Below are 25,768 nucleotides of genomic sequence, written 5' to 3' on the forward strand. Positions count from 1 at the left end.
TTTAGACTCCCCATCTTAATACAAGCGGATCTAAAGGTTTTAACAAATCAATCAAGCGGCTTTTAATCTCAGGGTGCAGCGGTTCTATCGGATGTCGGCAGTAATCTGATTTTATCACCCCACCGGCCACCATAGCGGCCTTACAGGATTGCCACCCGCATTGGCGGTTTTCATGGTTGATCACCATCGCCACGCGCCCATAGGCGGTGGTTGCCTCTTCTATCCGCCCTGCCAGATGATGGGTGATCACTGGTTTGATCTGATCCACGATCATTCCAGATGTCATCGACCCCGTTGCCCCAGCATCCAAATCTGCCAATAAAGTGATCGCTTCTTCACCATCAAAAGGGGCTTCAATGGCCTCGCGGCCTTCGGCAATCAACGCGCGCAGTTTATTGGAGGCGCGTGGGCATTCAATCTTAAACAGCTTTACCATTTCGATTTCGCGCGCCATACGCAGCAGTAAGGGCACCGGAAGCTCAACCCCGGATAACGGCGCATCCTGTACCATGATCGGGATCCCAACCTCACCAACAGCTGCAAATTGTTCAAAGCTTTGCTGCGCGTTCCCTTTGAGCAACGCGCCATGATACGGAGGCATCATCATCACAATATCGGCCCCGATTTCTTTGGCAAAGCGCGCCCGTTCAACGGCAATCTGCGTTGCAAAATGGCTGATTGTCACAATAATCGGCACGCGCCCCGCAATGTGCTCTACGCATAGCCGGGCCAGCGCATCACGCTCGGCATCCGAAATCAAAAACTGTTCGGAAAAATTCGCCAAAATGCAAATGCCATCCGCCCCTTGATCGATCAGGCAATCCAGCACCCGCTTCATTCCATCAAAATCAACGGCCCCATCCTCAAAAAACGGAGTTGGGGCAACGGGCCATATTCCAGAATATTGGGTCATTCAAAAATCTCAAAATGCTGGCTGTGTCGATCGGTTATACTAATCCCCAAGCCGGGAAGGTTATCATCAAGTTGCAAGTATCCATCTTTCGCTTCCGGATCACCTTCGAAAATATAATAAAATAATTCATTGCCGACTTCGACATCGAAAACAGGGAAATATTCACTGATCGGGCAATTTGTATTTGCCATGGTCAAATGATAATTGTGCATTTGGCCCGCATGCGGGATCACTGGAATTTGATGCGCCTCTGCAATCGCGTTGATTTTCTGCGCCGCTGTAATACCGCCAACACGGTTGGTGTCATATTGCAGAACGCTGACAGCTTTCTGCTCAATCAGATCTTTGCAACCTATCACCGAATATTCATGCTCGCCGCCTGAAATCGGTATAATGTTCATGGCATTCAGCTGCTTATACCCTTCAACATCATCTGCAATCACCGGTTCTTCGAGCCAACGTGGTTCAAATTTCGCAAGTTTTGGAAGCATGCGCTTTGCGTAATCAAGATTCCACCCCATATAGCATTCAAGCATTAAATCGACATCATAGCCCAAGACTTCGCGCAACGCCTCAACCCGTTTGATATTCTCGCGCATGCCCGGCATGCCGTCCTTTGGGCCGAAACCAAACCGCGTTTTATAAGCCAGATAGCCGTTTTTTTGCGCCTCTTGCGCTTCTTCTTGCATGGCCTCGACGCTGTCCGCATAGAGTTTGGAATAATAGACTGGAATTTTTTCTTTTGTCCGCCCTCCCAAAAGCTTGAACACTGGTTTTCCAACCAACTTCCCCATCAGATCCCAAATCGCGATATCAATGGCGCTGATAGCCGTCATGCCTACGCCCTTGCGTCCCCAAGCATGGGTTGTGCGGTACATTTTTTCCCACAGATACGCATAATCGAACGGATCCTCTCCGATCACCAAAGGCGCGTACCAGTCATCGATGGCTTTTTTGACGACGCTTGGCGCTAAGGCGGCGTTGCCGATGCCGATCGTACCATCTTCCGTTTCCACTTCGCAGGTCAGCCATTGGTGGAACCGAAACGAAGACATGGCATCGCCTTTTGTCCAAAGCGCATCCGATGCGTTGGTGCAAAAATGCCCTTGCGGCGGCACCGTTGGCCCCGTCCAATTCCAAACGCGCGTGCGAACAGATTTTATACGAGTCATTTCAATCAGCCTTTCTTTCAAGTCCTTTAGCTCGTTTTAAAAGCCGCCAAACGGTGGGTCCAAATAAGGCCAAAGCCGTTAGGATAAAAAATAAAAGTGATAAGGGCCGAGTGAGCATCAGCCACCATTTCTCATCCAGCATCACCATCGACTGGCCGAGGCGTTGCTCGAGCATCCCGCCTAAAATCAACCCAATGGCGAGCGGAACAACCGAAAACCCATACATGCGCATGAAATATCCAACAACACCGGAAATCAGCGCAACCCACACATCAAACATGGATTGATCCAGCGCATAAGCCCCCACCACAGAGAACATGAAAACGCTTGGCCATAGCACCGGAATTGGGATCAGTGTGACGCGGGCAAATACACGGGCCCCGTAAAGCCCGATTACTAAAAAAAGAAGATTGACGAACAGCATCGACCAAAAAATCGCAAAGGCAAAATGCGCCTGCTCGGTGAACATCGTGGGTCCTGGGCGCAAGCCATGCACCAATAATCCCGCCAGGATCACCGCCGCAGTGGGCGATCCGGGAATGCCCAAGGCCAAAGTGGGCACCATTGCACCGCCGGTTGCAGAATTGTTGGCTGCTTCAGATCCTGCGATTCCTTCGGGCGCCCCCTTGCCAAATTCTTCGGGCGTTTTTGACCAGCGTTTGGCTTCATTATACCCAATCATCGAGGCTACAGTTGCGCCTTCAGCGGGTAAAATCCCGATAAAAGTTCCGATCCCGCTTGAGCGTAAAATGGTTTTCCAGACGCGTTTATAATCTTCGCGGCTGGGCAATTTAATCGCCTTCATAGTGATTTGCTCGCGACGCTCGTTTAATTTTGAAGCCTGAGCCAACAGTTCGGATATGCCAAACACGCCTATCATAACTGGCACAAAGCCAATGCCATCGCGCAACTCGGTTACATCAAAGGTAAAGCGCTTTACTGAGGTCAGAAGGTCGGTGCCCACAGTGGCCAATAAAATGCCAAATGCCCCAGCAATCAGGTTGCGTATTGGCGAGCCACCACCCACGCTCACCAACATGGACAGCCCAAACAGGGTGAGTGCAAAATATTCAGGCGGGGCGAAATTATACGCCGCGCGCGCCAAAATTGGAGCCGACAGCATTAAAACGGCTACGCTGAACACACCGCCAACGGTTGAAGAAATAACCGCCAATCCAAGTGCTCGGCCTGCTTCGCCGCGCACCGCCATTGGATAACCGTCAAGGCAAGTGGTTGCGCTGGCGGAGGTGCCGGGCGTGTTGATTAAAATGGCCGTGATCGCACCGGCAAATGTTGCCGAACAATAGATAGCGGTCAGCACCGAGATGGCAGCCACCGGCTCCATCGTTAACGTGAAGGGCAGCAATAAAGCCGCACCCGTGGTTGCGTTTAAGCCAGGCAAAGCTCCGATGACAACGCCGCCCAACGTTGCGCAAACCAGCAACATTAGCAATGAGATGTCGCCTAACGCGGTGAATCCTGCAACAAACGCCTCCATATCAGCCATACCACCAATTTGTTAAAAGACCGCGCGGAAACCGAATTCTGAACACCAAATCAAACAGGAAAAAAATAATCGTGGGCATTGCCAGCCCAACCAAAGCAATCAGGTGCCAACGCCGCTCGCCCCAGAGAATCGAGAGACCTGCCGCGAAAGCGCCCAGCGCTATAAACAGATCGATCTGGACCAATAAACAGAAGGTAAAAAGCGCCAAAAATGTACCAAAGGTGGATTTATCAGCGCGCTCCTGCAGTTTAATCGGGTCCAGCCAAACCATAAGCGCTGTTAAAAAGATGATAAAACCACAGATCAATTGCGGAAAATCCGAGGGCTGTATCCCTCGCTTTAAAATAGGCGGCATTTTCTTGAATGTGGTCGTGAAATAAATCGCCACAAGCGCAAAAATCACAATTCCAAGCGGGACCATCCATCGGGCATAGCGCTCTGATTTTGACGTTGGCATTGACATAAAGCTTTCTTCCAAAGGATGGCCGCGCCCCTTAAAAGGGCGCGGCCCAGTTCAAATAATTATTCGATAAAGCCAAGCTCTTTCAAAGCAGCTTGCATATCATTCACCATCACAGAGAGCTGGTTGCCCCATTCATCAGAGCCCGCCACTGAAGAACTATCAAGGCCAACTGAGGTTAAGAACCCCTGATAGACGGAATGGTTCATCGACTTCATCAAAGCCGTTTCGATTTTTTCAGCCACTGCGTCTGGTGTGTCTTTATGTACCACAAAGCCGCGTACGGTTGAGAAACTGACAGGGATGCCCATTTCTTGCGCGGTTGAAACATCTGGCAAAGCCGCCATGCGGTTATTGGCCAGCACAACGATCGGGCAGACGTCGCCCGCTTCGATCTGACTTCCAGCTTCCGCCAAATTCAACACGGCCGCGTCTACAGCGCCAGCAACCAATTGAGTCGCCAATTCTCCGCCACCATCAAAGGGTAGAATTTTGGGCGTTTTCATATCGCCCTTGGTGGTGAACATAAAGGCAGATACATCATCAATATTGCCCAAATGCGTTGTGCCATAGGTAATCGGAGCCGCCTTTTGCTGAGCGACAAAATCGGCCGCATCGGCATAAGCGCCGCAGCGTACCATTAGAATTTGAGGGTCATCTGTGCCGCGGGCAATCGGACGAATATCATCCAGCTTCATATCCGTTTCGCCTTTGGCCAGCGTGGCCGCATGCCCGATTGTAAAGGTCAGAATCGTATGACCATCGGCGGGAACGGTCAGATAATGATCCATGGCCACAGCACCGCCGCCGCCTTTCTTATTCACGACAACCATGTCCTGCTTTAATTCACGGCGCGCGCGCAGCATCATCATACGCGTTGTAACATCTGTACCACCGCCATTGCCAGCATGCGTGACAACTTCAATAGTTTTTGACGGGTACTCATCCGCCATCACGGCACTTGCCCCCATGGCTAAACACATTGAGGCCCCAGTCAGCAGCTTGCCGACATAATTTTTCCGTTTCATATTTGTTCCTCCCAGAATGTCGAGTTTCGGTATTTTGGTATACCAATATACCATCTCTCGCCATTTTCATAAAAATTGTCAATTGAAAAACCAAAGCTTTTGGATCCTTCTTATCTTGACCCGGCGCTTGAGGCGGGTCAGCAGCCCCCAGAAGCGCTGTAAAACTTGGCGCAAGGTTCAAACCTGAAAAGCCCATATCTTGGTCTGAAATCTGGCGCGAAGCGGTTTTGCAAAACAAAACGCGCACTGAAAATCACCACGCGATGTGAGAGAGAAAAAGGTTAAAGCGGCCGATACGCATGATTGCCCGCTGCCGCGGCAAGCGCGCGCAGGCAAAACCAGCCAAGCCCCTTGTCTAAAATCGAAGCGCTTGAAATTTCAGAGCCAATATAGGCGTTTTCAAATCAAAATAATCGATTGTGCTGTTGGTGAACTGATAACCAAAAGACAGGCTGACTTGCGGGGAAACAGGATAGGAAAGCAGGGCCGATAGCGTGCTGTCATCACGCTTATAACCAAGCAAACCGCCGCCCGAATATTCGCTATATGAAAGATCCAACGCAAAGGGGTTTTGCTTTATCAACTCAACTAGGCTGAGTGACACAATCTGCGTCAATACCAGCCGATTGGGAACGCGCTCACCGCGAATAATGCGAAGGCTCCAAATTCTATTGGTTGAATACAGCATTTCCATCTCAACTGAGATTTGGGTTTGAACCGACTGATCTGCGTTCCGCACCGCTACGCCCGCCGTAAACTGATGGGATTGCGCAAATTTTCCGTTCCAAAGCTTAGAAACGCGTATTTCATGTTGCTTAATGCGGGTATCTGAAAGATCTTTTTGAATCCGATCCGCACGGGTGCACAAATCAACGTAGCGCCAGTTTCGCAGGCTTTTCACAAAACAGGCATCGGCCGATAAAGAGGCAATGCCCATCTCATGCTGCGGGCTATGCGCATAATGCGCGCTCACCCCATACTCAAAATAAGTACGCGCATGTGGAAAATAGCGATCCCGCAAACCGGCCCCCACCCCCATAAGAACGCCCGCTTTTTTCACGCGATCCGCTTTGCCCTGAAAAACCATATCGCCCAAAACCAACGCTGCGTTTGGATTACCACCGTTTATATTGTGCGAATATAAGATCACAGGCGCCAAAAAACGCTGCAACGATCGCTCCGCAACCGGCAGAGTGGCGATGCCCGGTTGAACATTGCGCCGCAATTTAGTGTTTAAAAAATAAGCGGTAGCTGGCTCGACAGATTTATTGAGCGAAGAATGTAACAGACAATGGGTAAACAAGCGTTCGTTTTTATGCGCAATCGTGCAGGCGCTTAAGCCGCTAGCAGATAACAAATAAGACGATAAGAAAACCAGCACGGAAAGGAAATAGATGCGCAGCAAAAACACCTCAACAAACATAAAAAACGCGACAAGCCGCCAAAGTTTACGGGCATCGGTTCTGACCAGAAAATGTTTAGGTTCAAACATATTGAGCGATCAGAAAAGCCGCTAGGCAGCAGATATAATCCGACTATTAAAAAAGTTGATTAGCATGGCCGGCTTAATATTTGTTGAAACAAGCCTAAAAGCCAAAGCGCACGTGATCAGGTGCATGATCTGTTTTGCTCTCACCAGGTTGGAATGCAGGTATCAGCAGGTGTTAAAACAAATGCGCTTAAATCCGAACGGCTAGCTTACCGCTTATAAAAGAACCTTGGCAGTTGATTGCCAGGGGCTTAAGCGCCCAAGCCCCCCAACACATCTTTCAGCTTAGTTGGGTTCGAAACCTTCTCGCGCAAATCCAGCGCCGATACCAAATCCACCAGATGGCTTTGCATCAATTCTTCCGCTCTGGCTCCGTCTTTTTGCGATAAAGCCTCCAGCAAAGCATGATGGGCATGTTTTTCGCACAAAGCGCTGTCTCTTTTCCGATAAAGCGCAATAATTAGCGAAGACCGGGCGATCAAGCTTTCGATAAACCGCCCAATCGTGGCTTGATCGGCGAGCTTTGAAATTTCAATATGAAAAACCCCAGACAACCACAACGCTTTCCCAATATCATTTTGCGCCAAAGCTTCATGCTCATCATCAATATGGGTTTGCAATCGGCGCGCGGACTCCTTCGTCATCCTGAGCGCTGCAGACCGCGCCGTTCTCGGCTCTAGAAGAGCGCGCGCCTCAAAAATCTCACGCGCCTCTCTCAAGCTGGGCTTTGAAACAAATGCTCCCCGATTGGGTTGAATATCCACAAGCTGCTCATGCGATAATCCCTGCAATGCGCTGCGCACCAGCGTTCTGGAAACCCCATAAATCTCAGACAATTCGTCTTCGCCCAATTTGGTTCCCGGCAGCACTTTATGTTCATGGATCGCTTTAGCAATCGCTTTGCCGATTTCACGAGCCGTTATAGTCGTTTTGAGTGCAGGCATAAAAACGTCTTTCCAGACCGAGGTTGGGGCGCAGATCTCTCTATTGCAAATTACCGACTCGGAAACAACAAAGACGATCAAACTTTGCCCTACCGAAAATATTGTATACAATTTTATGATTAAATTGTAAGCAAAAATATTTTTTCTGCACACAATTTGCGCATGCGGCCACGCCACGCTCAAATCCATAGAGTTTTCTTTGTTATCCCAACCGAAAACAGACCAGCGTGATCCAAACAACGAAAAATGGTTTGCAATGAAATCTGATTTAGAATTGGTCGCACTCACGAAACGCTATGACGATGCCTTAGCCGTTGATGCAATATCTCATCGCTTCAAAACCGGCGGTTATGCCTGCCTTTTAGGGCCATCTGGCTGCGGAAAAACCTCGACGCTCAGGATGATTGCGGGGCATGAAACCGTTACCGATGGCGCTGTCATCTTGCAAAACAAAGATATTTCGTTGATGCCACCGGCCCGCCGCGGCACCGCGATGATGTTTCAAAATTACGCGCTTTTCCCGCATTTAAACATCATCGACAATGTTGCTTTCAGCTTAAAAATGAAGGGGGTGACCCGCAGCGATCGGCATAAGAAAGCTGCAGAAATACTTGAGCTGGTAGATATGGAGACGTTCCACAAGCGGTTTCCCGACCAACTTTCCGGTGGCCAGCAACAAAGGGTGGCTTTGGCGCGCGCGCTGGTGACACGGCCGCAAGTGTTGCTGCTGGATGAGCCGCTTTCGGCGCTGGATCCGTTTTTACGGATTAAAATGCGCGCCGAAATGAAAAAACTTCAAGCCGAACTGGGGATTAGTTTTATTCACGTCACCCATAGCCAAGAAGAGGCGCTGGGTTTAGCCGATGAAATTATCGTCATGAATAATGCTAAAATTGAACAAGCAGGCACGGCTCATAGCGTATTCAATGAACCCAAAACCGAATTTGTGGCGCGGTTTCTTGGCGGGCACAACGTACTTGATTTGCCGCATGGCCGCGTTGCCATTCGCCGCGATGCGATGCGCATTCTGCCCGAAACAGACGCGCTGATCTCGGCCCAAATTACCGCCGTTGAATACCAAGGTATTCACGTATCTCTCACAGCCAAAGTTTTTGGTGGGCAAGAAGTGACTATCCTGATGGCGGATAGCGCATTCTTTGCTTCACCAAGCCAACCCGGCGAGGCCGTTGGCCTGAGCTGGGATCAAAACGCTGTCCACGCTTTGGCAGCATAACCTTCCAACAACATCACCAACATTACTGGAGTACAGAAATGATTAAAGAAACCAAACTGAGCCGCAGAAATCTGCTTAAGGGCGCGGCTGCCACGGCTGCTTTTGCAGGAGGATCCACTTTGGGTGCCCCAATGATTTGGGCGCAGAATATCAAGGATGTGACCCTAAGACAGATCGGAACAGGCGTTTCCAACCTGAATGAAATTGCCGAAAAAGTGAAGGAAGATCTTGGCTTTAACCTCACGATGACGGCCCTAGATACCGACAGCGCAGCGCAGCGCGTTGCCACCCAACCGGGCAGCTTTGACATTGCAGATATTGAATATATCTCCTGCAAGAAAGTTTGGCCTGCCGGGAATCTGCAGGCTATGGATGCCAGTAAATTAGACAATTATGACAAGATCGCACAGACCTTTAGATCTGGAAAACTCACGCCCACCAGCACGATTGCACAGGGCACTGCGCCGCATACGGTGGGCTTTGTCGAAGGGCCCAACGGCAAAAGCTTTGCCGATCATGAATCCGGTTGGATGACGATGGTGCCGACCATTTATAACGCAGATACTCTGGGCATTCGCCCCGATCTGATCGGCCGGCCGATTGAAAGCTGGGCTGAACTTTTGAACCCCGAATTCAAGGGCAAAGCCTCTATTTTGGATATCTCGTCGATTGGCATTATGGATATGGCAATGGTTTGCGAAGCAATGGGCGAGATCACCTATGGCGACAAAGGCAATATGACCAAAGAGGAAATCGATAAAACGATTGCGATCTTCACGGAAGCCAAGAAAAACGGGCAATTCCGTGCCTTTTGGAAAACCTTCGATGAAAGCGTCAATTTAATGGCTAGTGGTGAAGTTGTGATCCAATCTATGTGGTCACCCGCCATCACAGCGGTAAAATCGCGCGGAATCCCATGCGTGTATCAACCCTTGAAAGAAGGCTATCGCAGCTGGGGCGGTGGTATGGGGCTTGCAGCCTCATTGTCAGGTATCGAAAAAGAAGCCGCTTATGAATATATCAACTGGTATCTCTCGGGCTGGGCCGGCGGGTTCTTGATGCGCCAAGGCTATTATTCAGCCGTGCCTGAAACCAGCAAAAACTTCATGACAGAAAATGAATGGGGCTATTGGTTCGAAGGCAAAGCCGCAACGGGTGATATTACCTCTCCATTTGGCGATAAACTGGCCGTAGCCGGCGAAACGCGTGATGGTGGATCTTTCTATGATCGCATGGGCGCGGTGAAATGCTGGAACTCTGTGATGACAGAAAACCAGTATATGGTGCGCAAATGGAACGAGTTTATCGCAGCCTAAACCACCACTGACACTCAGAGGGTCCCAGCGCCGCGCTGGGACCCTTCTTTACAAATTCAAAACCCTAAAAATTGTCTGGTTCAAAAATCTATGAGACGACATCTATTTTTCAACGCCCTGTGTTTAAAAGCGGCATGCTATGCGCGCTAGCAACACAATGATTGGCTGGCTTCAGGCGGCGCCTTTGGCCATAATACTGGGCGGCTTCCTAGTGATCCCGATTATAATGATCGTTGTGGTCAGTTTTTGGGGCGCAACCGAATGGTCCATTTATCCCGCCTTTCAATTTGACAATTACGAGTTTCTTTTTTCATCTTGGGTCACATATTCCGTCTTCCTCAAAACCTTTAAATACGCCCTCGTAACATGGGCATTAACGCTTCTTATTGGATTTACAGTTGCATATTTCCTGGCATTCCATGTGCGCAAATTACCTTGGCAAATTGCCCTATTTTTATTGTGCACGGTGCCGTTTTGGACATCAAACATCATCCGTATGATTTCTTGGATCCCATTTCTGGGCCGCAATGGCATTGCCAATCAAACGCTCCTCAGTTGGGGCATTGTCGACGAACCGCTTGAATGGCTGCTGTTCTCAGATTTCTCGGTAATTTTGGCCTTCGTTCATCTGTACACGCTCTTCATGGTGGTTCCAATTTTTAACTCAATGATGCGAATTGACCGCTCTTTACTAGAGGCGGCCACGGATGCGGGGGCCAACGGGCTTCAGACATTGTGGAACGTGGTCATCCCTCTTTGCAAACCCGGCATTATGATCGGAACCATCTTTGTGGTGACGTTGGTCATGGGTGATTTTATTACAGTGCGCTTCATGAGTGGCAGCCAAAGCGCCAATGTTGGGCGTTTGATTTCAAACGATATCGGCCTGCTGCTTTATCCGTCAGCCTGCGCAACGGCCGTGGTATTGCTGTGTACGGTGCTTATCATCATCGCGATTTTTCTTCGCCTCGTCGACATCCGAAAAGAGCTTTAACATGGCCTCACGTTCCTTGAGTTTTTACATATTAGCCGGGTTTTTCATTCTATTTGTCATCTTTCTCTATGGCCCTATCCTCACCATCGGCATTTTGAGCTTTCAAGGGCCGCAAGGTGGGCTGACCTTTCCCATGAACGGCCTATCCTTATATTGGTTTCGCGATTTGTTCGAACAACAAGCTGTCGGCGATATCTGGGGCAGCTTTCGCAGATCACTGATCCTGGGCCTTGCCGTGATGGTCACAACGGTTGTGGTCTCAGTGCTGGGCGGTCTGGCGTTTCGCAAACGTTTTAAAGGGTCTACCATCCTATTTTATCTCACCGTCACGTCGCTGGTGATCCCGTCGATTTTGGTATCGCTGGGTGTGGGGCTGATGTTTGATCAATTGGGGTTTACCGTGCATTGGAGCAGCTCGGGATTTGGCGCACAATTAACATGGACGCTGCCCTTTGGTCTGCTGATCATGTTTGCAGTCTTCAACCGGTTTGACAAAAGCTATGAAGAAGCGGCCAGAGATCAAGGCGCAACAGCTTGGCAAACCTTCGCGCATGTGGTGTTGCCTATCATTGCCCCCTCTTTGCTGGGTGTGGCGCTGTTTGGATTTACGCTTAGCTATGATGAATTTGCGCGGACCCTCTTAACCTCTGGTAGCTATAACACTCTGCCGCTTGAGATTTTCGGCATGACAACCAACGTCACCACGCCGGTTCTCTACGCATTGGGCAGCCTAACCACAGGGTTTTCATTCATCATGATTGGCGTATTCTTCTTAACGTTTTGGATTATGTCTTCGCGCAAGAAACGAGCCGGCTCTGATGCTGGCGATGGGATGTTGTAACGCGATGGCCGTGTATCTGATCAACCCAAATAGTACAAAAATCATGACGGAAAACGCGCTGCATGCCGCCCAAGCCGCCGCTCCGGATCTGGAGTTTATTGGATGGACTTCACAAGACGGCCCGTCAGTCATCGAAGGGCCTGAAGATGGTGCAGCAAGCATTCCCCCGCTGCTCATATTGGTTCAAAAAGCATCGGATGCGGGGGCAGATGCAATAATAATCGCCTGCTTTGATGATACAGGCCTGAAGAAGGCAAAGGAAATTGCCCGATGCCCCGTCATAGGGATTGGACAAGCGAGCTATCACATGGCCTCACTTTTGGCCGAAAAAAGCGCAGTTATAACAACCGTTGAGGCAGCGGTTCCGATTCTTCAGAACAACATTTCCGCCTTGGGGTTCGCCGATCATATCCCGGTTGTAGAGGCCGCGCATATTGGCGTTGCCGAGTTAGACACGGACACGGAAAAAGCTCTTCAAAAATTCAATGCAACGGCGCAGAATATTCAACTGACAGCAAAAATAAACACGTTCATCTTAGGGTGCGCAGGCGCTGTTCAAATTTCATCGGATTTTGCCTTAACGGGCGGATTTACCGCAATAGACCCCGTGACCGCCGCGGCGCGGTTATGCCGGGCGATATCAACGCGCCTCTAAGCGCTGCATCGGGCCTCAGAATTTCTTATACGCAGTGAAGGCAAAGCCAAGCACCACCAGATTGGTTTTGCCTTAAGGGCTGGAAAGCAATAAGAATTTAAATCTTAGCTGAAATTTAATCTGCTTTCACCCAATTTGGGTGCCATTGGCCTACAGTGCTTACGCATTTTTGGCAGGTTGCAAAGAGGCATGGCGGGTCATCATTTGCCGCCTAAAGAACGCGACAATAAAGATAAATGTCATGATTAAAATGATCGTAGGGGCCGGAGCGCTATCTATAAAAAAACTGGCATAGGTTCCCAGCAGCATCGACACCATGCACACGATCACAGATACGAAAAGCATTGAGGAAAACCTGCGGACCAGTAAAAAGGCAATTGCGCCGGGCGCTATCAGAAGTCCGATTGCCAAAATAAGGCCTGCCGCAGACAGCGTGGCAATAATGGTTAAAGACAAAGCTGCCAACAAGCCATAATGTAAACCGCTCACCCAAAGCCCCGAAGCATAGGCCTGCGCAGGGTCAAAACTGTGCAACAGCCAATCTTTCCATTTCAACAGCAGTACAAGCCCAACACCCGCTGAAATCAGCCCCGATGTCCAAAGTTCATGCGGCTCTACCCCCAGCATATTTCCAAACAGGATATGATCCAGATGTGCCCCCGTCTCCACCCCCACATACAGCACGATGCCCAGCCCAAACATGCCCGAGAACACCACCCCCATCACCGTATCCTGTTTCACGCGGCTATTGCTTGCCAGATAGCCAGTGGCCAAAGCGCAGGTCATGCCAGCGGCAAAGGCACCAATCAGCAAAGGAATTCCAAGAATAGAGGCCACAACAATGCCGGGCAAAATGGCATGGCTGACAGCATCGCCCATCAACGCCCAGCCTTTCATCACCAAAAAACAAGATAGCAGTGCGGTGGGCACCGAAACAATGATCGAGATCAGAAAAGCGTTTTGCATGAATGCGAACTGAAACGGCAAAATAAGCGTGTTTACATCCATCACTCTTTTCCTACAGCATGCGAGGCGAAATGCCCCTGCAGCGCATGTTTGGCTTTGCGTTTTGCGGCCAAAAGCCCATGCGCCGGGGCAAATATAAAGGCAATCAGAAAAATCAACGTCTGCAAAACCACGATGATGCCGCCGGTGGCCCCATCCAAAAAGAAACTTATATAGGCTCCAAAAAAACTGGTCAGCGCGCCAATGGCAACCGAGGTCACGATCAAGCGTGAAAATCTATCACAAAGCAAATAGGCGGTTGCACCCGGCGTCACGACCAAAGCGATCACCAGAAAAGCGCCGACGGTTTGCATGGCCGCCACCACCGATGCAGACAGTAAAACAAAGAAAATAGCTTTCAAAAGGCCAGGCCGAAGCCCGATTGTACGGGCGTGGTTTTCATCAAAAAACGTCACCATCAAATCTTTCCATTTGGCCAGCAATACGGCCAGAGAAACGAAACCGATAAGCGCCAATTGCAGCGTATCTTCAGGTGTTATTGCCAAGATATTGCCCATTGTAATCGTTTGCACCGACACGGATATCGGGTTGATTGATACGATAAACAAACCCAATCCAAAAAAAGCGGTGAAAATCAATCCGATGATCACATCTGCCTTTAAACCTGATCGCTCGGATAAAAACAGCATGGCCCCGGCTGCCAAAGCGCCAGCAAGAAAGGCGCCAAGCGCGAATGGCAAGCCAAGAATATAGGCTCCCGCTACCCCTGGCACGACCGAGTGGGACAGCGCATCCCCAATCAGCGACCAGCCTTTCAGCATCAGATAGGCTGATAAAAAGGCACAGACACCTCCCACCAAAGCAGACACCCACATCGCATTCGCCATATAGCTATAGTTGAATGGCTGCAACAAAAGCTCCATCAGCTATTCCCATCGGTCCGCTGCGTTTTGTCGCCATATTGAACAAATGGGCGTTCATCATCGGTAAAGATGGTAATCGCGCGGGCATCTGCATCCTCATGCAGCGCCTCGCCCCCTAATGTGAAATGGCGCAAAACCCCACCAAAGGCGGCTTCAAGGTTTTCGCGGGTGAAGGTTGTTTCGGTTGGTCCATGGCTCAGCACAGTGCCCTTAACCAAAATCGTTCGGTCGCAAAATTCGGGCACCGATCCAAGGTTATGCGTCGAAACCAACATCACGCGCCCCTCGTCTCGCAGTTCTTGCAATAACGCGATAATTTGTTCTTCTGTTTTGACGTCAACGCCAGTGAAAGGTTCATCCAGCAAAATCACTTGTCCATCCTGCGCTAAAGCGCGCGCGAGAAAAACCCGTTTGCGCTGCCCGCCCGACAACTCGCCGATCTGGCGGGTTTTGAACGCCTGCATATTCACACGGCGCAAGGCCGTATCAACCGCATCATAATCGATTTGCTTAGGGCGCCGCAAAAACCCCATATGACCGTAACGCCCCATCATCACAACATCTTCGACCAAAACCGGAAACGCCCAATCCACCTCTTCGGATTGCGGTACATAAGCAACAAGATTTTTTGCCAAAGCCTGTTTCACGCTCTCGCCAAGAATTTTAATAGTGCCCTTGGCAGCGGGAACAAAACCCATAATGGCTTTAAACAAGGTTGATTTACCGGCCCCATTCACGCCCACCAATGCGGTAACCGTGCCGCGCGGAACGTCAAAACTGGCATCCCAAAGCGCCGTATGCCCGCTGCGATAGGTCACCGTAACATCTTGAGCCGATATCCCGATATCCGCCGAATTGTTCAGATCTGTGCGTGAACTGGGTAAGTCACTCATGGTCTTGTCCTTTGCCGCATGCACCGGCCTATTCTCTGGCAAACCCGCCGCTGCGCTTTGATCGATAGATCCGCCCGCGATGGTTACATAGTCTAATTTGAGGCTTCCGACAGCCCTTTCACAACAGTGCTTGACGTAACCCTTAGAAGATCAAGATAGGTTGGGACTGCGCCAGAAGCTGCGCTCAGACTATCAACGTAAAGAACCCCCCCATAAGTTGCGCCTGTTTCACGGGCCACTTGCTGGGCGGGCGCCGCATTGACTGTGCTTTCGCAAAACACGGCAGGAACCTCGTGTTTCCGGACGCCATCAATCACCTTGCGCACTTGTTGCGGTGTGCCAACTTGATCGGCGTTCATTGGCCATAAATATAATTCTTTCAACCCAAAATCGCGGGCAAGATAACTAAAAGCCCCTTCGCAGGTTACCAACCAACGGCGCTCTTCAGGAATTTTTGCAAGCGCCGCGCGCAACGGCTCAATGGTTCTGCGCAACTCACCTATATAAGCCTGCGCATTGGCCTGGTAGATCGCCGCGTTATCAGGATCATGCTTGATAAAAGCGGCTCGAATATTCTCAATATAAATCACCGCATTGTCCAATCCCATCCAGGCATGCGGATTGGGCAAACCTGCATAACTTCCAGACTCAATGGAAATGGGTGTGATTCCGTCGGTCAGGGTGACGGAGGGCACCTGCTCCAAGTTTTTTAAGAACTGTTCAAACCAAAGCTCTAGATTCATCCCGTTCCACAAGATCAGATCCGCATCAGAGGCCTTTACGATATCTTGCGGTGTCGGTTGATAGCCATGAATTTCGGCACCCGGCTTGGTAATCGAGACCACATCAGCAGCCTCTCCAGCAACATGTGCCGCCATATCGGCAAGCACTGTAAAGGTGGTCACCACTTTCAGCCGCGCCTCTGCCATTGCGTTTGTTGCGCTCAACCAGACAAAGAGAGCCGCCGCCAGATACAAGACACGTGTAAGCATGAAAGATCCTTTGCATATCGCTGGCTTCTGTAAATGCAAATCACTCGCAACTGTCAAGCGTTATTGCGAGTTAATCGCAACAACGCCGTCGCCGGATCACGGGCCGCACCAAATTGAAAATAAGTACGCATGATCCCCTTTCTGCTTAAAGTGTTGAATGCCGCCGGCTGTCTAGGCGCCATCCCAGCGCCGCAGCAACCAATACCATTGGTCTGGATTCTCCAATATCCGTTTTGAAAGGCTGTCATTGAACGCCTGGGTCATGGTTGTGCTGTCCGAATGCGGAATTGCGGCTTCAAATTCAACATCAAATTCATTGCCATCGGCAATCCGCGTTCCAAAGGCCGGGATCATTGGAATACCATATTTAATCGCCAAATTTGCCGCCGAAAGCGAGGTCAGCGCATCCCTGCCCAAAAAGGGAAGACGGGCACCGTCGGGATGTTTCTCATCTAACATAATGGCGATAACGCGCCCTGCTTTCAAATGCCGCACCAAAGCCCGTGTGCCGGCGCGCCCGGTCGACACGATTGGGTTTCCTGTTGCTTGAATGCCCGCCAGTAACCGCCTTTGATAGTGGCGATTGGCCTGCCGACGATAGACAGCACCAGTTTCTATACCGCGTTTTTTCAAAACCGCGCGGACCGCCTCCCACTGACCAAAATGACCCGAGACAACAATGGCCCCCTTGCCCGCTGCAAAGGCCTTCTCCAATGTTTGCAAACCCTCGCCTGAAACGTGAAATTTATGCGACGCGGCTTGAAATTCTTTCGAGTGATAAATTTCAAACAAGGTGCGCCCCATATGAACGCCCATACGCTGACAAATATTTAACCGCTTATCACGTGGCATATCGGGAAAAATTTTCAAAAATTCACGTTCAAACCAACGCCGCGCAGGCGGGTACCAACGCAGCACCCAACCAATCGAAACCCCCAAAGCCTGCGACCGTCGCGCGAAACTTCTTCCACGTGAAAACGTTATGGCCGACAATAAGGGCAGATATTTGAAGTGATGCCAGGTGGCTCTTATCGAACGAAAAATCATCACCCCTTTTGAAGTTTTGCTGCAGAAATTTCCAGACTAAAAGAACCACCCTGTCGAAAAATTCCAATTTAATACAGTTTTTGAGGCCTTATTTCGTCTATGAAATGCTCTGACGCTTAAAATTAAAGGGGCAATCAATCGCCAGAGCGGTTCATTGCAGCTGTTTTATAGAATAGGTTGGCGGCTGGCAGGCAAGGTCTTTTAACAGAGTTTTTAGAACCACATCGTGATCGGCGTTGGAAAACGCGCTGGCATACAGCCCCTTCTGTATCAAAACGCTGTCCCATCCGACGGCCTGCGCACCCGCAATATCATGTTCCAAACTGTCTCCAACCATTAAAAAACGCTGCGCCTGAAGAGAGGTCGACAAAGCCTGAAAAACTGGCCGATGCGGTTTTCCATAGTATATCACCCGCCCAGATCTTTGCGAATAAGCCCGCGCCAGCGCGCCTGCCGAGATCACCAAACCATCTGCGCGCGGGGAATGTTGATCAGGGTTCGAGCAATAAATCGGCAAATCTGCGGCGAAAGCTTGATCCAAAACCGGCTGCCAATCTGCCAGTTTGGCCGCGTCTGGCAAGCCCATCAACAGCACCGCTTGAGCATTGTGCAACTCTGTCAGTTCAATAGGCAACCCCTCCGCCCAAGCCAACGCATCACCCTGCTCTCTTTCAATCGCGAAAAAATTGCTCTGCGCAATTTTGCCCTGATCGATATCGTGCCATAAAGCTTCGCCGCTGGTCATAATTTGATTGAACAGTCCATTTGAAAACCCCATATCAGCGATCCTCTTGGCATTTGGCGCGGCGCGTTTGCCTGAATTTGAGAGCACGGATAAAGAATGCCCGGCCTTGGCGAGGCCAATCAGACAGTCAATCGCGCCTGCATATGCACAGCTGCCATCATGCAGAACCCCCCATTGATCAAAAACAATAGCGTCATATTTTTGGGCAATTTGCGCCAAACTGTTGATACATTGGGTCATAATATAGATAATCCGTTTGATTTTGGGCCATATTTTTAAGTTTAATATAGGCTCTATCACCGCATCGCAAATTAATGGGAATAACAGAAAAGCTGAATAATCAATTTTTGGGCAACCCAAAAACCCCATCGGGCTTTTGGCGAAACCTTCTGTAGATCACGGAAAAGACAGGCTGAGCCGGTCTGTATAAACAGCTAGGCCCCGGGCAGGAATTATGCAAGCTCTAGCGAGTAAATTGGCTGTGTTTATCACACACTTATCTGCGTAGACGCGAATAAAGGCGGCATCATAAAACCTGCGCCACGCAAGCGGGTATTTTGTTTTGGGGTGACAAGACCGCAAATACTTTATCGCTTTTATTTCAAAATCACTTCGACGCCGCGCTGAATGCACACTCCATAGGTCTGGCGATCACCCCAATCCCGTAAGGCCGCTTGCAACATCAAAAATAAGCTGCATACTCGCCACGCTCGAGAACTATGTGGGATCAGCGCTGCAACCGCTCTGCCAATCCCGTTGCAATAAATGATGGAAATTTTATGAAACGAATGATTTGTGGGGTGATTGTAAGTTGCCTCTTAGCGTCCGGCGCACTCGCTCAAACCCGCTACTTTTTATTCCCAAGCGAGGTGCCCGCCTTCACCGTGCAATACGCCCGTATGGTAAATGTTTTTGGAATTGCCCATTCCGTTCAAACCAGCGATGCATATGGTATTCAATTTTCGCTTTCCGATAAAAGTGAATCGATCAACGTTGTCTTTCCGGGCCCCTTACCGGAGGCGTTCGAAATCGGAAGCCCCGTTGTTGTTCAGGGCGAATTTGATGGTGAGCGTTTCAAGGCTACCACCATATTAGCACAATTTTCCGGCGAGTATTTCCCCATAGCTGCCCTGGATGAATTGCGATCTTACGGCGTATTAATTGAGAAGCACTGAGCCTGTCTAAATTGCGCCTGCCGCGTTACGCTGCGGCCCAAAGCTATGCTGGGCAGCTAGTATAGACAGGCGTCGTACATCTTTCCAGATTATCAAAAAAGCGCCTGACCTGGCGCCGAATAGTTGGTTGAGCTGAAAAACAATCTGCCCTGCATCGCCAAAACGCAACCTAGTCGAAAAGGCTTTCGCTAATGCGCCGCGCAGCGGATTGGAGCAGTTCTTTGCTCTTGATGGCATCGGATATAGTCACGCGCTGCGTTGGACCATGAAAGGCAAGCGCCGCAATATAGCGATTTTTTGGATCCGTGACAGGCACTGCAATCGCAACCATATCATCCATAAACTCTTCTTGATCAAGCGCGTAGCCATTCTTTCGAACTTGAGCAATCTCAGTCAAAAGAGTTGCTGTTGACACATGGGTGTTTTGGGTCATCGCTTGCAGATGCAGCGTTGCTAAAAAACTTTTCAGTTTGGCCATCGGAAGGCTCGCCAAAAATGTCTTCCCACTGGCAGTGCAATGAAAGGGCACCCGCGAGCCGATTGGCAATTGGATCCGAAACGCCCAACCGGTTTCGACACGGTCCAAATAATCCATGCCGGTTTCACGCGGCACCGCGAAATTCACAGTTTCCCCAACCTCTTGCGCAACATCCAATAATATTTGCCGCCGCATGATGTGATCGCGTGAATTATAAAGCAATCCCGCGCCAATTTCACGCAAACGGCGCGCAACTTGATATTTTTTGCTGTTGCTCAAACGGGTGATAAACCCAAACTCTTCCAGCGTGGCGCATAAACGATGTACTGTCTGTTTGGGAAGGTTCAACACAGCATTGATCTCGGTCGCCGTCATCGGGCGGTCGCTTTTGCCAAGCACTTCAAGGATTAGTAAAGTGCGCAAATTGCTTGGGGTTTCTGTCGGGCTCTGCATGGGGGCTCAAACCGGTTTTCTTCAAGAAAGTGATTTACATGTATCTCGAATCATAGTTAGCATGAATTTTGCATGAATTCGAGAATAAAAGTCTCATTATTTGATATTTGGAGTTATATGAGGTTCGATTACGTCATTGTTGGTGCGGGTTCCGCAGGATGCGCCCTTGCAAATCGCCTATCAGAAGATGGGCGGTATAGGGTTGCGTTGATCGAAGCTGGGCCACGCGATACCAGCCCTTGGATCCATATTCCGGTCGGCTATTTTCGAACCATGGGCAATCCCAAAATGGATTGGTGTTACGAAACCCAAGAGGATGCTGGGATCGCCAATCGGGCGATCCCATGGCCACGTGGGCGGGTCCTTGGCGGGTCCAGCTCGATTAACGGCCTTCTCTACGTGCGTGGCCAAGCACAAGATTATAATGGCTGGGCGCAGATGGGCTGCACGGGCTGGAGCTGGAGCGATGTTCTTCCCTATTTCAAACGGTCCGAAACCTGGGAAGGCGTGGATCAAACCGGACTGCGCGGAAAATCGGGGCCGCTTTCGGTTCAAAACTCAAGATTAACGCGGGATGTGGTTGATAAATGGGTCGATGCCGCGGTGGATGCCGGATATAAGCGTAATCCCGATTATAACGGCGCCGATCAGGAAGGCGTTGGATATTTTCAACTGACCATGAAAGGGGGGCGGCGTTGTTCTTCCGCTGCGGCTTATTTGGCCCCCGCGCGTACGCGCAAAAACCTGAGTATTATCACCGATGCACAGGTCGAAAAAGTGGTGATCGCTGAGGGGCGCGCCACCGGCGTTCAAATTCGCCGGCATCAGCGGGTTGAAACTATTTCGGCAAACGCCGAGGTGATCCTCAGCGCTGGGGCCATTGGTTCGCCGCAGCTTCTCATGCTTTCGGGCATCGGCGCCGGAGGCGAACTTAGCGCGCATGGCATAGAGGTTTTATCAGATCTTCCCGGTGTAGGTAAAAATCTGCAAGATCATCTACAGGCCCGTCCAGTTTTTAAAACTACGCTCAGCACCGTGAATACCGAAATCAACAGCTACTTAAAAAAAGGCTTGATTGCGGCCAAATACGCGTTCACGCAGCGCGGCCCAATGACGATGGCCGCCAGTCTTGGAACCGGCTTCCTGAAAACCGAAGCGCATTTAGAAACGCCAGATATCCAATTTCATATTCAGCCCTGGAGTGCCCTAAAACCCGCGGATGGGCCGCATAAATTTTCGGCTTTCACCGCTTCTGTTTTGCAACTGCGCCCGGAAAGCGCTGGGCATTTAACGCTGAGCTCGGCCAATATCGACGATCACCCAGAAATTCATCCAAATTACCTGTCTACGGACACAGACTGCCGCACAATCGTGAAAGGCATTCAAATCGCGCGCCGGATCGCGCAGTCAGAACCGCTAAAATCTCATATCACGGAAGAATATGCCCCCGGAGTCGGAGTTGCCCTAGAGGATGAGGTAGCCACCCTGGAGTGGGCGCGTCAAACGTCAGTTACAATTTACCATCCAACCGGCACCTGCAAAATGGGCATCGATCCGATGGCGGTTGTGGATCCGTCGCTTAAAGTAAAGGGCATTCGCGGCTTGCGCGTTGCTGATGCCTCAATCATGCCGCGCATCGTCAGCGGCAACACGAATGCACCTGCGATCATGATCGGCGAAAAAGCCAGTCAGCTGGTGTTGGAGGATGCATCATGACTTTTGCAACCCCGCTTCACAAAGTGGATATCATGGTAATCATGAACAAAACCCACTTTCAATTTCTGTCGGGACAATCCCCTCGGCCATGGCAGCGATAAATAATGATATGAGGGAAACATCATCAAGGGAGGAAAATTGATGTTTAATCTTAAAACTCTAAGCGTGGGGACAGCAGCCCTTACGCTAATGGCATCAGCAGCATTTGCTGAGACCACTATCCGGATCCAATCCGTACTTGGAAACTCAACTGACGAAGTCTACATGCTGCAAAGCTTTGCAGATGATGTGGAAGACCTGACAGCCGGATCGGTCAAGATCGAAATCTTGCCTGCGGGCGCAGTTGTTGGCCCACGCGACATTATGGATGCCGTAGATGCCGGCTTGGTGGAAGGTGGCTTTGCTTGGACCCATTATTGGGGCGGAAAGCATCCGGCCGCTAACCTGTTTGGCGCGCCCATTGCCGGAGCCGGTGTTGGTCTTGACGCAATGTCATTCCTATCCTGGTTCCAATATGGTGGTGGCCGTGAATTGTATGATCGCCTGTGGGATGAAATGGGCGTCAATGTAAAAGGCTTTATGCTGCAACCTGTTGGCCCTGAAGCTCTGGGTTGGTTCCCCGAAAAAATTGCGACGATGGATGATTTCCGTAAACTGCGCTTCCGGGCTCCTCCCGGAATGGTAGGCGCAGCCTATAACGAGATCGGCGTTGCCGCCGTTGCGATGGGGGGAGGCGACATTCTTCCGGCACTTGAAAAAGGCGCTATTGACGCGGCTGAATGGTGCTGCCCGAAGCCGGACTCAGTTTTTGGCTTCCAAAAAGTGTTAAAGCATTACTATCTGCAAGGCCTTCATCAGGTTGTTGTAAATGCGGACCTTTACCTCAATGGCGACGTCTATGACGGGCTATCAGCAACCGAGAAAAAAGCGATTGAAGTTGCAGCGAATGCCTCTTTGTCGAAAGCTCAGTCTTATCGTATTTACTCGAACGGACAGGCGCTCAAAGATTTGACCGAAAATCATGGTGTCATTTTAGAAGATACACCAGCCGATTACTTCACCGAGTATATGGCAGCAGCCAAGAAGCTTCTTGAAGAAGCATCAGCTGAAAACGAATTCTTTGCAGAAGTTTGGCAATCTCAAAAAGATTTCGCCGATGTGGCTGTGCCGTTCTGGGCGGGTGCACAGGCGTCAAATGCCAGCTTAGGCAAAGCGCATGCAGATACGCTGAAGTAATCCCTAAATACACGAAACGGGGCCCTTCGGGGCCCCGACTTTCATTTTTGGTAAAACCCAAAGGTTTTTCCAAAAATGAAGGCTCCTTTAACAAAAAGGACCGCACAGAAAGGGAGAACGGGCGTGGCTGAAGAGATTGCACCCGAAGAGCTAGAGATAGCAGATGAGTTGATCGCAGAGCGCCGCACAGAGCGCCCAGGAGAAACGCCCGAAGATATGACGCCCTGGCAACGCCCGATCACAGGGTTTATCGATCTGTTAAATGATTGGGCCGGCAAGCTGCTATGCCTTTTAATGGTTCCGTTAATCGGGGTGGTTGTTTTCGAAGTGATTTCGCGCAATGCCTTTGGCATTATGGCCAGTTATGGCTGGGATGACACGGCGCGCGCGCTCGGGCTTGGACCCACGCTCTTTGCGTATGATATCAGCCGTATGATCGCGGGTGTGCTGTTTATGGGCGCCGCCGGCTACGGCCTAATGCGGGGCGTGCATATCCGTGCCGATTTTCTTTATCGCAATTGGACTGAAAAAACCCAAGCAACCGTTGATGCCTTTCTTTATATGGCGTTTTTCATCCCATCTATGATCTTTTTCACCATCATCGCGGCGCAATATTGGGAATTGGCCTACCGTACGGGTGAAACCGCGTTTGATAGCCCATGGGAGCCCCTTCTTTGGCCAGCGCGCCTGGCCATGCCTGTCGGTGGTTTGCTGCTTACCTTGCAAGGTATTCCCGAATTGTTCAGAGCCTTCCACAAAATGGGAAAAGAACGCGAACGTCGATTTGTCCAAGCCCTGCCCTTTTATATACTCGCGTTGATTTGGCTAACAATGGCCGTGTTTATCCCAGAGGCAACCCCGGGCGGAGGCTGGTTTACCGATATCATGTCAGTCCGCCCTAGCTTGTCGAAACCAACCATCGGTTTGATCATGCTTGCTGCGATGATTTTCGTGATCTTCATCGGTTTCCCGATTTCATTCACGCTAATTTTCTTAGCTTTTGTATTTGGCATTTGGGGATCAAACTTTAAGCTCACCACGCTGCTAATGACGCTGAATACAAATTCAACAATGTTAAACGATCAGTTAATGGCAGTGCCACTTTTCATTCTGATGGGGATCGTAATGGAAGCCGCCGGCTTAATGGAACGATTGTTCACATCCATCCAGATGATCATGGCGCGGGTCCGCGGATCGCTTTACATCGCGGTACTGATCGTTTCCACGATCTTTGCTGCAGCTACAGGGATCGTGGGCGCCTCTGTGACTCTTCTTGGGATCATGGCAGGCGCGACAATGAACCGCTCTGGTTACAATGTACAGCTGGCAGCAGGGACCATCACGGCAGGCGGCACATTGGGCATTTTAATACCGCCCTCGATTATGCTGATTGTGATGGGGCCAGTGCTTGAGGTTTCAACGCTCGATTTATTCCGCGGGGCGTTCATTCCAGGTGCTGTTTTGGCAACGCTATACCTGCTCTACACGTTGGGACGGTGCTGGCTCAACCCTGAGTTAGGCCCTGTATTATCCGAAGAGGCACAACCCAAAACCTCTGATTTTTATGGAGCAGAAATAGCGCTTATTTCAATGGGCGTTCTGACCATTTGCCGAGTTTTTGGACTTGGCCTCGCAGGTGCGTTTGGCGGCCTTCTGCCATTTGGTGGCTTGATTATTCTAGGCTGCGTAATGGTGTTGACCTACCGGGCCTATCGCCATCTGAATGTACTGCGCATCGCGTTGCCAATAACGGTTTTATTCCACACCTATATGGTTGCGGCGAATTGGGGGGACGGCCTTCCATGGGTTTCGCTTGTGTTACTGGCTTTCATCGTTCTGCTCGCGGCTCTGGCCATGCCAATCTATCGCAGCGATGCCGATACAAGGTTTAAATTCTCAGAGCTTTGGGACGAATTTTTCGCAGGCCTGATGCCTCCAACAATTTTGATCTCTTTCGCATTGGGCTCTATTCTTCTTGGGTTTGCAACCCCGGCTGAAGCCGCTGCAATGGGCGCATTTGGCGCCATTCTATTATCACTGATTTACCGCAAATTCACGTTTTCAGGCTTTTTTGACAATCTTATCAAATCGCTTGAAATCACCGTATTGATCATGTTCTTAGTGGCTGCTTCAAACTTTTTTGGCGCAGAGTTTTCATCGCTTGGCACTCCAAAAATGATGACCGAGATGTTGCTTGGGTTAGACATGTCACCCTATTTGATCTTGATCCTGGTGATGTCGCTAATTTTCCTTTTGGGATGGCCATTGGAATGGGTGCCGATCGTATTGATCGTCGTTCCGGTTTTGCTGCCAACCGTGGAGAAGCTTGAACTTCACGGCCTTGATCGCTACGATCTGATGGTGTGGTTTGGAATTCTGGTTGCGGTCAATTTACAAACCGCTTGGTTATCGCCGCCAGTGGCCTTATCCGCTTATTTCCTTAAGGGCGTGGTTCCAAATTGGGATTTGAAAGATATCTATCTGGGTATGATGCAATTTATGGTGATCCAACTTATCGGATTGATCCTCATTCTCATTTTCCCACAAATCGTTCTGTGGCTTCCCAACCAAGTATTCGGACAATAGGTACA

At 50.2% G+C, this 25,768-nt stretch carries 23 protein-coding genes; 9 read left to right on the forward strand and 14 right to left on the reverse strand.

What is annotated here, in order from left to right:
* Position 1: 1 nt before the first annotated feature.
* The 7 genes from UM181_01435 to UM181_01465 form a co-directional block, all read right to left on the reverse strand.
* Positions 2-913 (reverse strand): dihydrodipicolinate synthase family protein, encoded by a 912-nt coding sequence (locus UM181_01435; GenBank protein WQC63303.1) that lies wholly within the window; start codon positions 911-913, stop codon positions 2-4.
* Entirely contained in the window at positions 910-2,085 is a 1,176-nt protein-coding gene (locus UM181_01440) for an L-rhamnonate dehydratase (protein ID WQC63304.1), read from the reverse strand. The genes UM181_01435 and UM181_01440 overlap by 4 nt, the downstream gene beginning before the upstream one ends.
* A gap of 1 nt (position 2,086) precedes the next feature.
* Entirely contained in the window at positions 2,087-3,583 is a 1,497-nt protein-coding gene (locus UM181_01445) for a tripartite tricarboxylate transporter permease (protein ID WQC64804.1), read from the reverse strand.
* A gap of 1 nt (position 3,584) precedes the next feature.
* Positions 3,585-4,055, reverse strand: coding sequence for a tripartite tricarboxylate transporter TctB family protein (locus tag UM181_01450; protein WQC63305.1), 471 nt, complete (start codon positions 4,053-4,055; stop codon positions 3,585-3,587).
* 59 nt (positions 4,056-4,114) lie between these two features.
* On the reverse strand, positions 4,115-5,080 hold the full coding sequence (locus UM181_01455; protein ID WQC63306.1) for a tripartite tricarboxylate transporter substrate binding protein: 966 nt from the start codon (positions 5,078-5,080) through the stop codon (positions 4,115-4,117).
* Between the two features lie 355 nt (positions 5,081-5,435).
* Positions 5,436-6,572 carry a hypothetical protein gene (locus tag UM181_01460; GenBank protein WQC63307.1) on the reverse strand — a complete coding sequence of 379 codons (1,137 nt, stop codon included), beginning with the start codon at positions 6,570-6,572 and terminating at the stop codon, positions 5,436-5,438.
* Between the two features lie 248 nt (positions 6,573-6,820).
* Complete coding sequence (locus UM181_01465; GenBank protein WQC63308.1) at positions 6,821-7,513, reverse strand: GntR family transcriptional regulator; 693 nt, start codon at positions 7,511-7,513, stop codon at positions 6,821-6,823.
* A gap of 256 nt (positions 7,514-7,769) precedes the next feature.
* Here UM181_01465 and UM181_01470 point away from each other — a divergent pair, with 256 nt between their 5' ends.
* From UM181_01470 to UM181_01490, 5 genes are all read left to right on the forward strand, one after another.
* Positions 7,770-8,747: an ABC transporter ATP-binding protein gene (locus tag UM181_01470; GenBank protein WQC63309.1), complete on the forward strand. Its 978-nt coding sequence runs from the start codon at positions 7,770-7,772 to the stop codon at positions 8,745-8,747.
* Positions 8,748-8,788: 41 nt separating this feature from the next.
* Positions 8,789-10,063, forward strand: coding sequence for an extracellular solute-binding protein (locus UM181_01475; GenBank protein WQC64805.1), 1,275 nt, complete (start codon positions 8,789-8,791; stop codon positions 10,061-10,063).
* Between the two features lie 139 nt (positions 10,064-10,202).
* Positions 10,203-11,057: an ABC transporter permease gene (locus UM181_01480; GenBank protein ID WQC63310.1), complete on the forward strand. Its 855-nt coding sequence runs from the start codon at positions 10,203-10,205 to the stop codon at positions 11,055-11,057.
* 1 nt (position 11,058) lies between these two features.
* Positions 11,059-11,898, forward strand: coding sequence for an ABC transporter permease (locus UM181_01485; protein ID WQC63311.1), 840 nt, complete (start codon positions 11,059-11,061; stop codon positions 11,896-11,898).
* Positions 11,876-12,553, forward strand: coding sequence for an aspartate/glutamate racemase family protein (locus UM181_01490; protein ID WQC63312.1), 678 nt, complete (start codon positions 11,876-11,878; stop codon positions 12,551-12,553). The genes UM181_01485 and UM181_01490 overlap by 23 nt, the downstream gene beginning before the upstream one ends.
* Before the next feature lie 159 nt (positions 12,554-12,712).
* On the opposite strand, the gene UM181_01495 is transcribed toward UM181_01490, so the two are convergent.
* The 6 genes from UM181_01495 to UM181_01520 all read right to left on the reverse strand — a co-directional run bounded on the left by UM181_01495 (position 12,713) and on the right by UM181_01520 (position 18,359).
* A complete protein-coding gene (locus UM181_01495) occupies positions 12,713-13,561 on the reverse strand; it encodes a metal ABC transporter permease (protein WQC63313.1) in 849 nt (282 codons plus the stop codon).
* Positions 13,561-14,442 carry a metal ABC transporter permease gene (locus tag UM181_01500; protein WQC63314.1) on the reverse strand — a complete coding sequence of 294 codons (882 nt, stop codon included), beginning with the start codon at positions 14,440-14,442 and terminating at the stop codon, positions 13,561-13,563. Before UM181_01500 ends, UM181_01495 begins: the two co-directional genes overlap by 1 nt.
* Positions 14,442-15,335, reverse strand: a complete 894-nt coding sequence (locus UM181_01505) for a manganese/iron ABC transporter ATP-binding protein (GenBank protein ID WQC63315.1) — start codon at positions 15,333-15,335, stop codon at positions 14,442-14,444. The genes UM181_01500 and UM181_01505 overlap by 1 nt, the downstream gene beginning before the upstream one ends.
* Before the next feature lie 92 nt (positions 15,336-15,427).
* Positions 15,428-16,327 (reverse strand): metal ABC transporter substrate-binding protein, encoded by a 900-nt coding sequence (locus UM181_01510; protein WQC63316.1) that lies wholly within the window; start codon positions 16,325-16,327, stop codon positions 15,428-15,430.
* Between the two features lie 171 nt (positions 16,328-16,498).
* Complete coding sequence (locus UM181_01515) at positions 16,499-17,374, reverse strand: lysophospholipid acyltransferase family protein (protein ID WQC63317.1); 876 nt, start codon at positions 17,372-17,374, stop codon at positions 16,499-16,501.
* Positions 17,375-17,525: 151 nt separating this feature from the next.
* Positions 17,526-18,359: a TIGR01459 family HAD-type hydrolase gene (locus UM181_01520; protein ID WQC63318.1), complete on the reverse strand. Its 834-nt coding sequence runs from the start codon at positions 18,357-18,359 to the stop codon at positions 17,526-17,528.
* 539 nt (positions 18,360-18,898) lie between these two features.
* Between UM181_01520 and UM181_01525 the strand changes: the two genes are divergently transcribed.
* Complete coding sequence (locus UM181_01525) at positions 18,899-19,294, forward strand: cytochrome c maturation protein CcmE (GenBank protein WQC63319.1); 396 nt, start codon at positions 18,899-18,901, stop codon at positions 19,292-19,294.
* 169 nt (positions 19,295-19,463) lie between these two features.
* Here the strand turns inward: UM181_01525 and UM181_01530 are convergent, their stop codons facing one another.
* Positions 19,464-20,225: an IclR family transcriptional regulator gene (locus UM181_01530; protein ID WQC63320.1), complete on the reverse strand. Its 762-nt coding sequence runs from the start codon at positions 20,223-20,225 to the stop codon at positions 19,464-19,466.
* A 117-nt stretch (positions 20,226-20,342) separates the two neighbouring features.
* Here UM181_01530 and UM181_01535 point away from each other — a divergent pair, with 117 nt between their 5' ends.
* The 3 genes from UM181_01535 to UM181_01545 all read left to right on the forward strand — a co-directional run bounded on the left by UM181_01535 (position 20,343) and on the right by UM181_01545 (position 25,763).
* Positions 20,343-21,941 carry a GMC family oxidoreductase N-terminal domain-containing protein gene (locus tag UM181_01535; protein ID WQC63321.1) on the forward strand — a complete coding sequence of 533 codons (1,599 nt, stop codon included), beginning with the start codon at positions 20,343-20,345 and terminating at the stop codon, positions 21,939-21,941.
* 141 nt (positions 21,942-22,082) lie between these two features.
* Positions 22,083-23,177 carry a TRAP transporter substrate-binding protein gene (locus UM181_01540; GenBank protein ID WQC63322.1) on the forward strand — a complete coding sequence of 365 codons (1,095 nt, stop codon included), beginning with the start codon at positions 22,083-22,085 and terminating at the stop codon, positions 23,175-23,177.
* A gap of 123 nt (positions 23,178-23,300) precedes the next feature.
* Positions 23,301-25,763, forward strand: a complete 2,463-nt coding sequence (locus tag UM181_01545; GenBank protein WQC63323.1) for a TRAP transporter large permease subunit — start codon at positions 23,301-23,303, stop codon at positions 25,761-25,763.
* Positions 25,764-25,768: the final 5 nt, after the last annotated feature.

The organism is Alphaproteobacteria bacterium US3C007 (assembly GCA_034423775.1).
In the GTDB taxonomy this organism is placed as follows: Bacteria; Pseudomonadota; Alphaproteobacteria; order Rhodobacterales; family Rhodobacteraceae; genus Thalassovivens; species Thalassovivens spotae.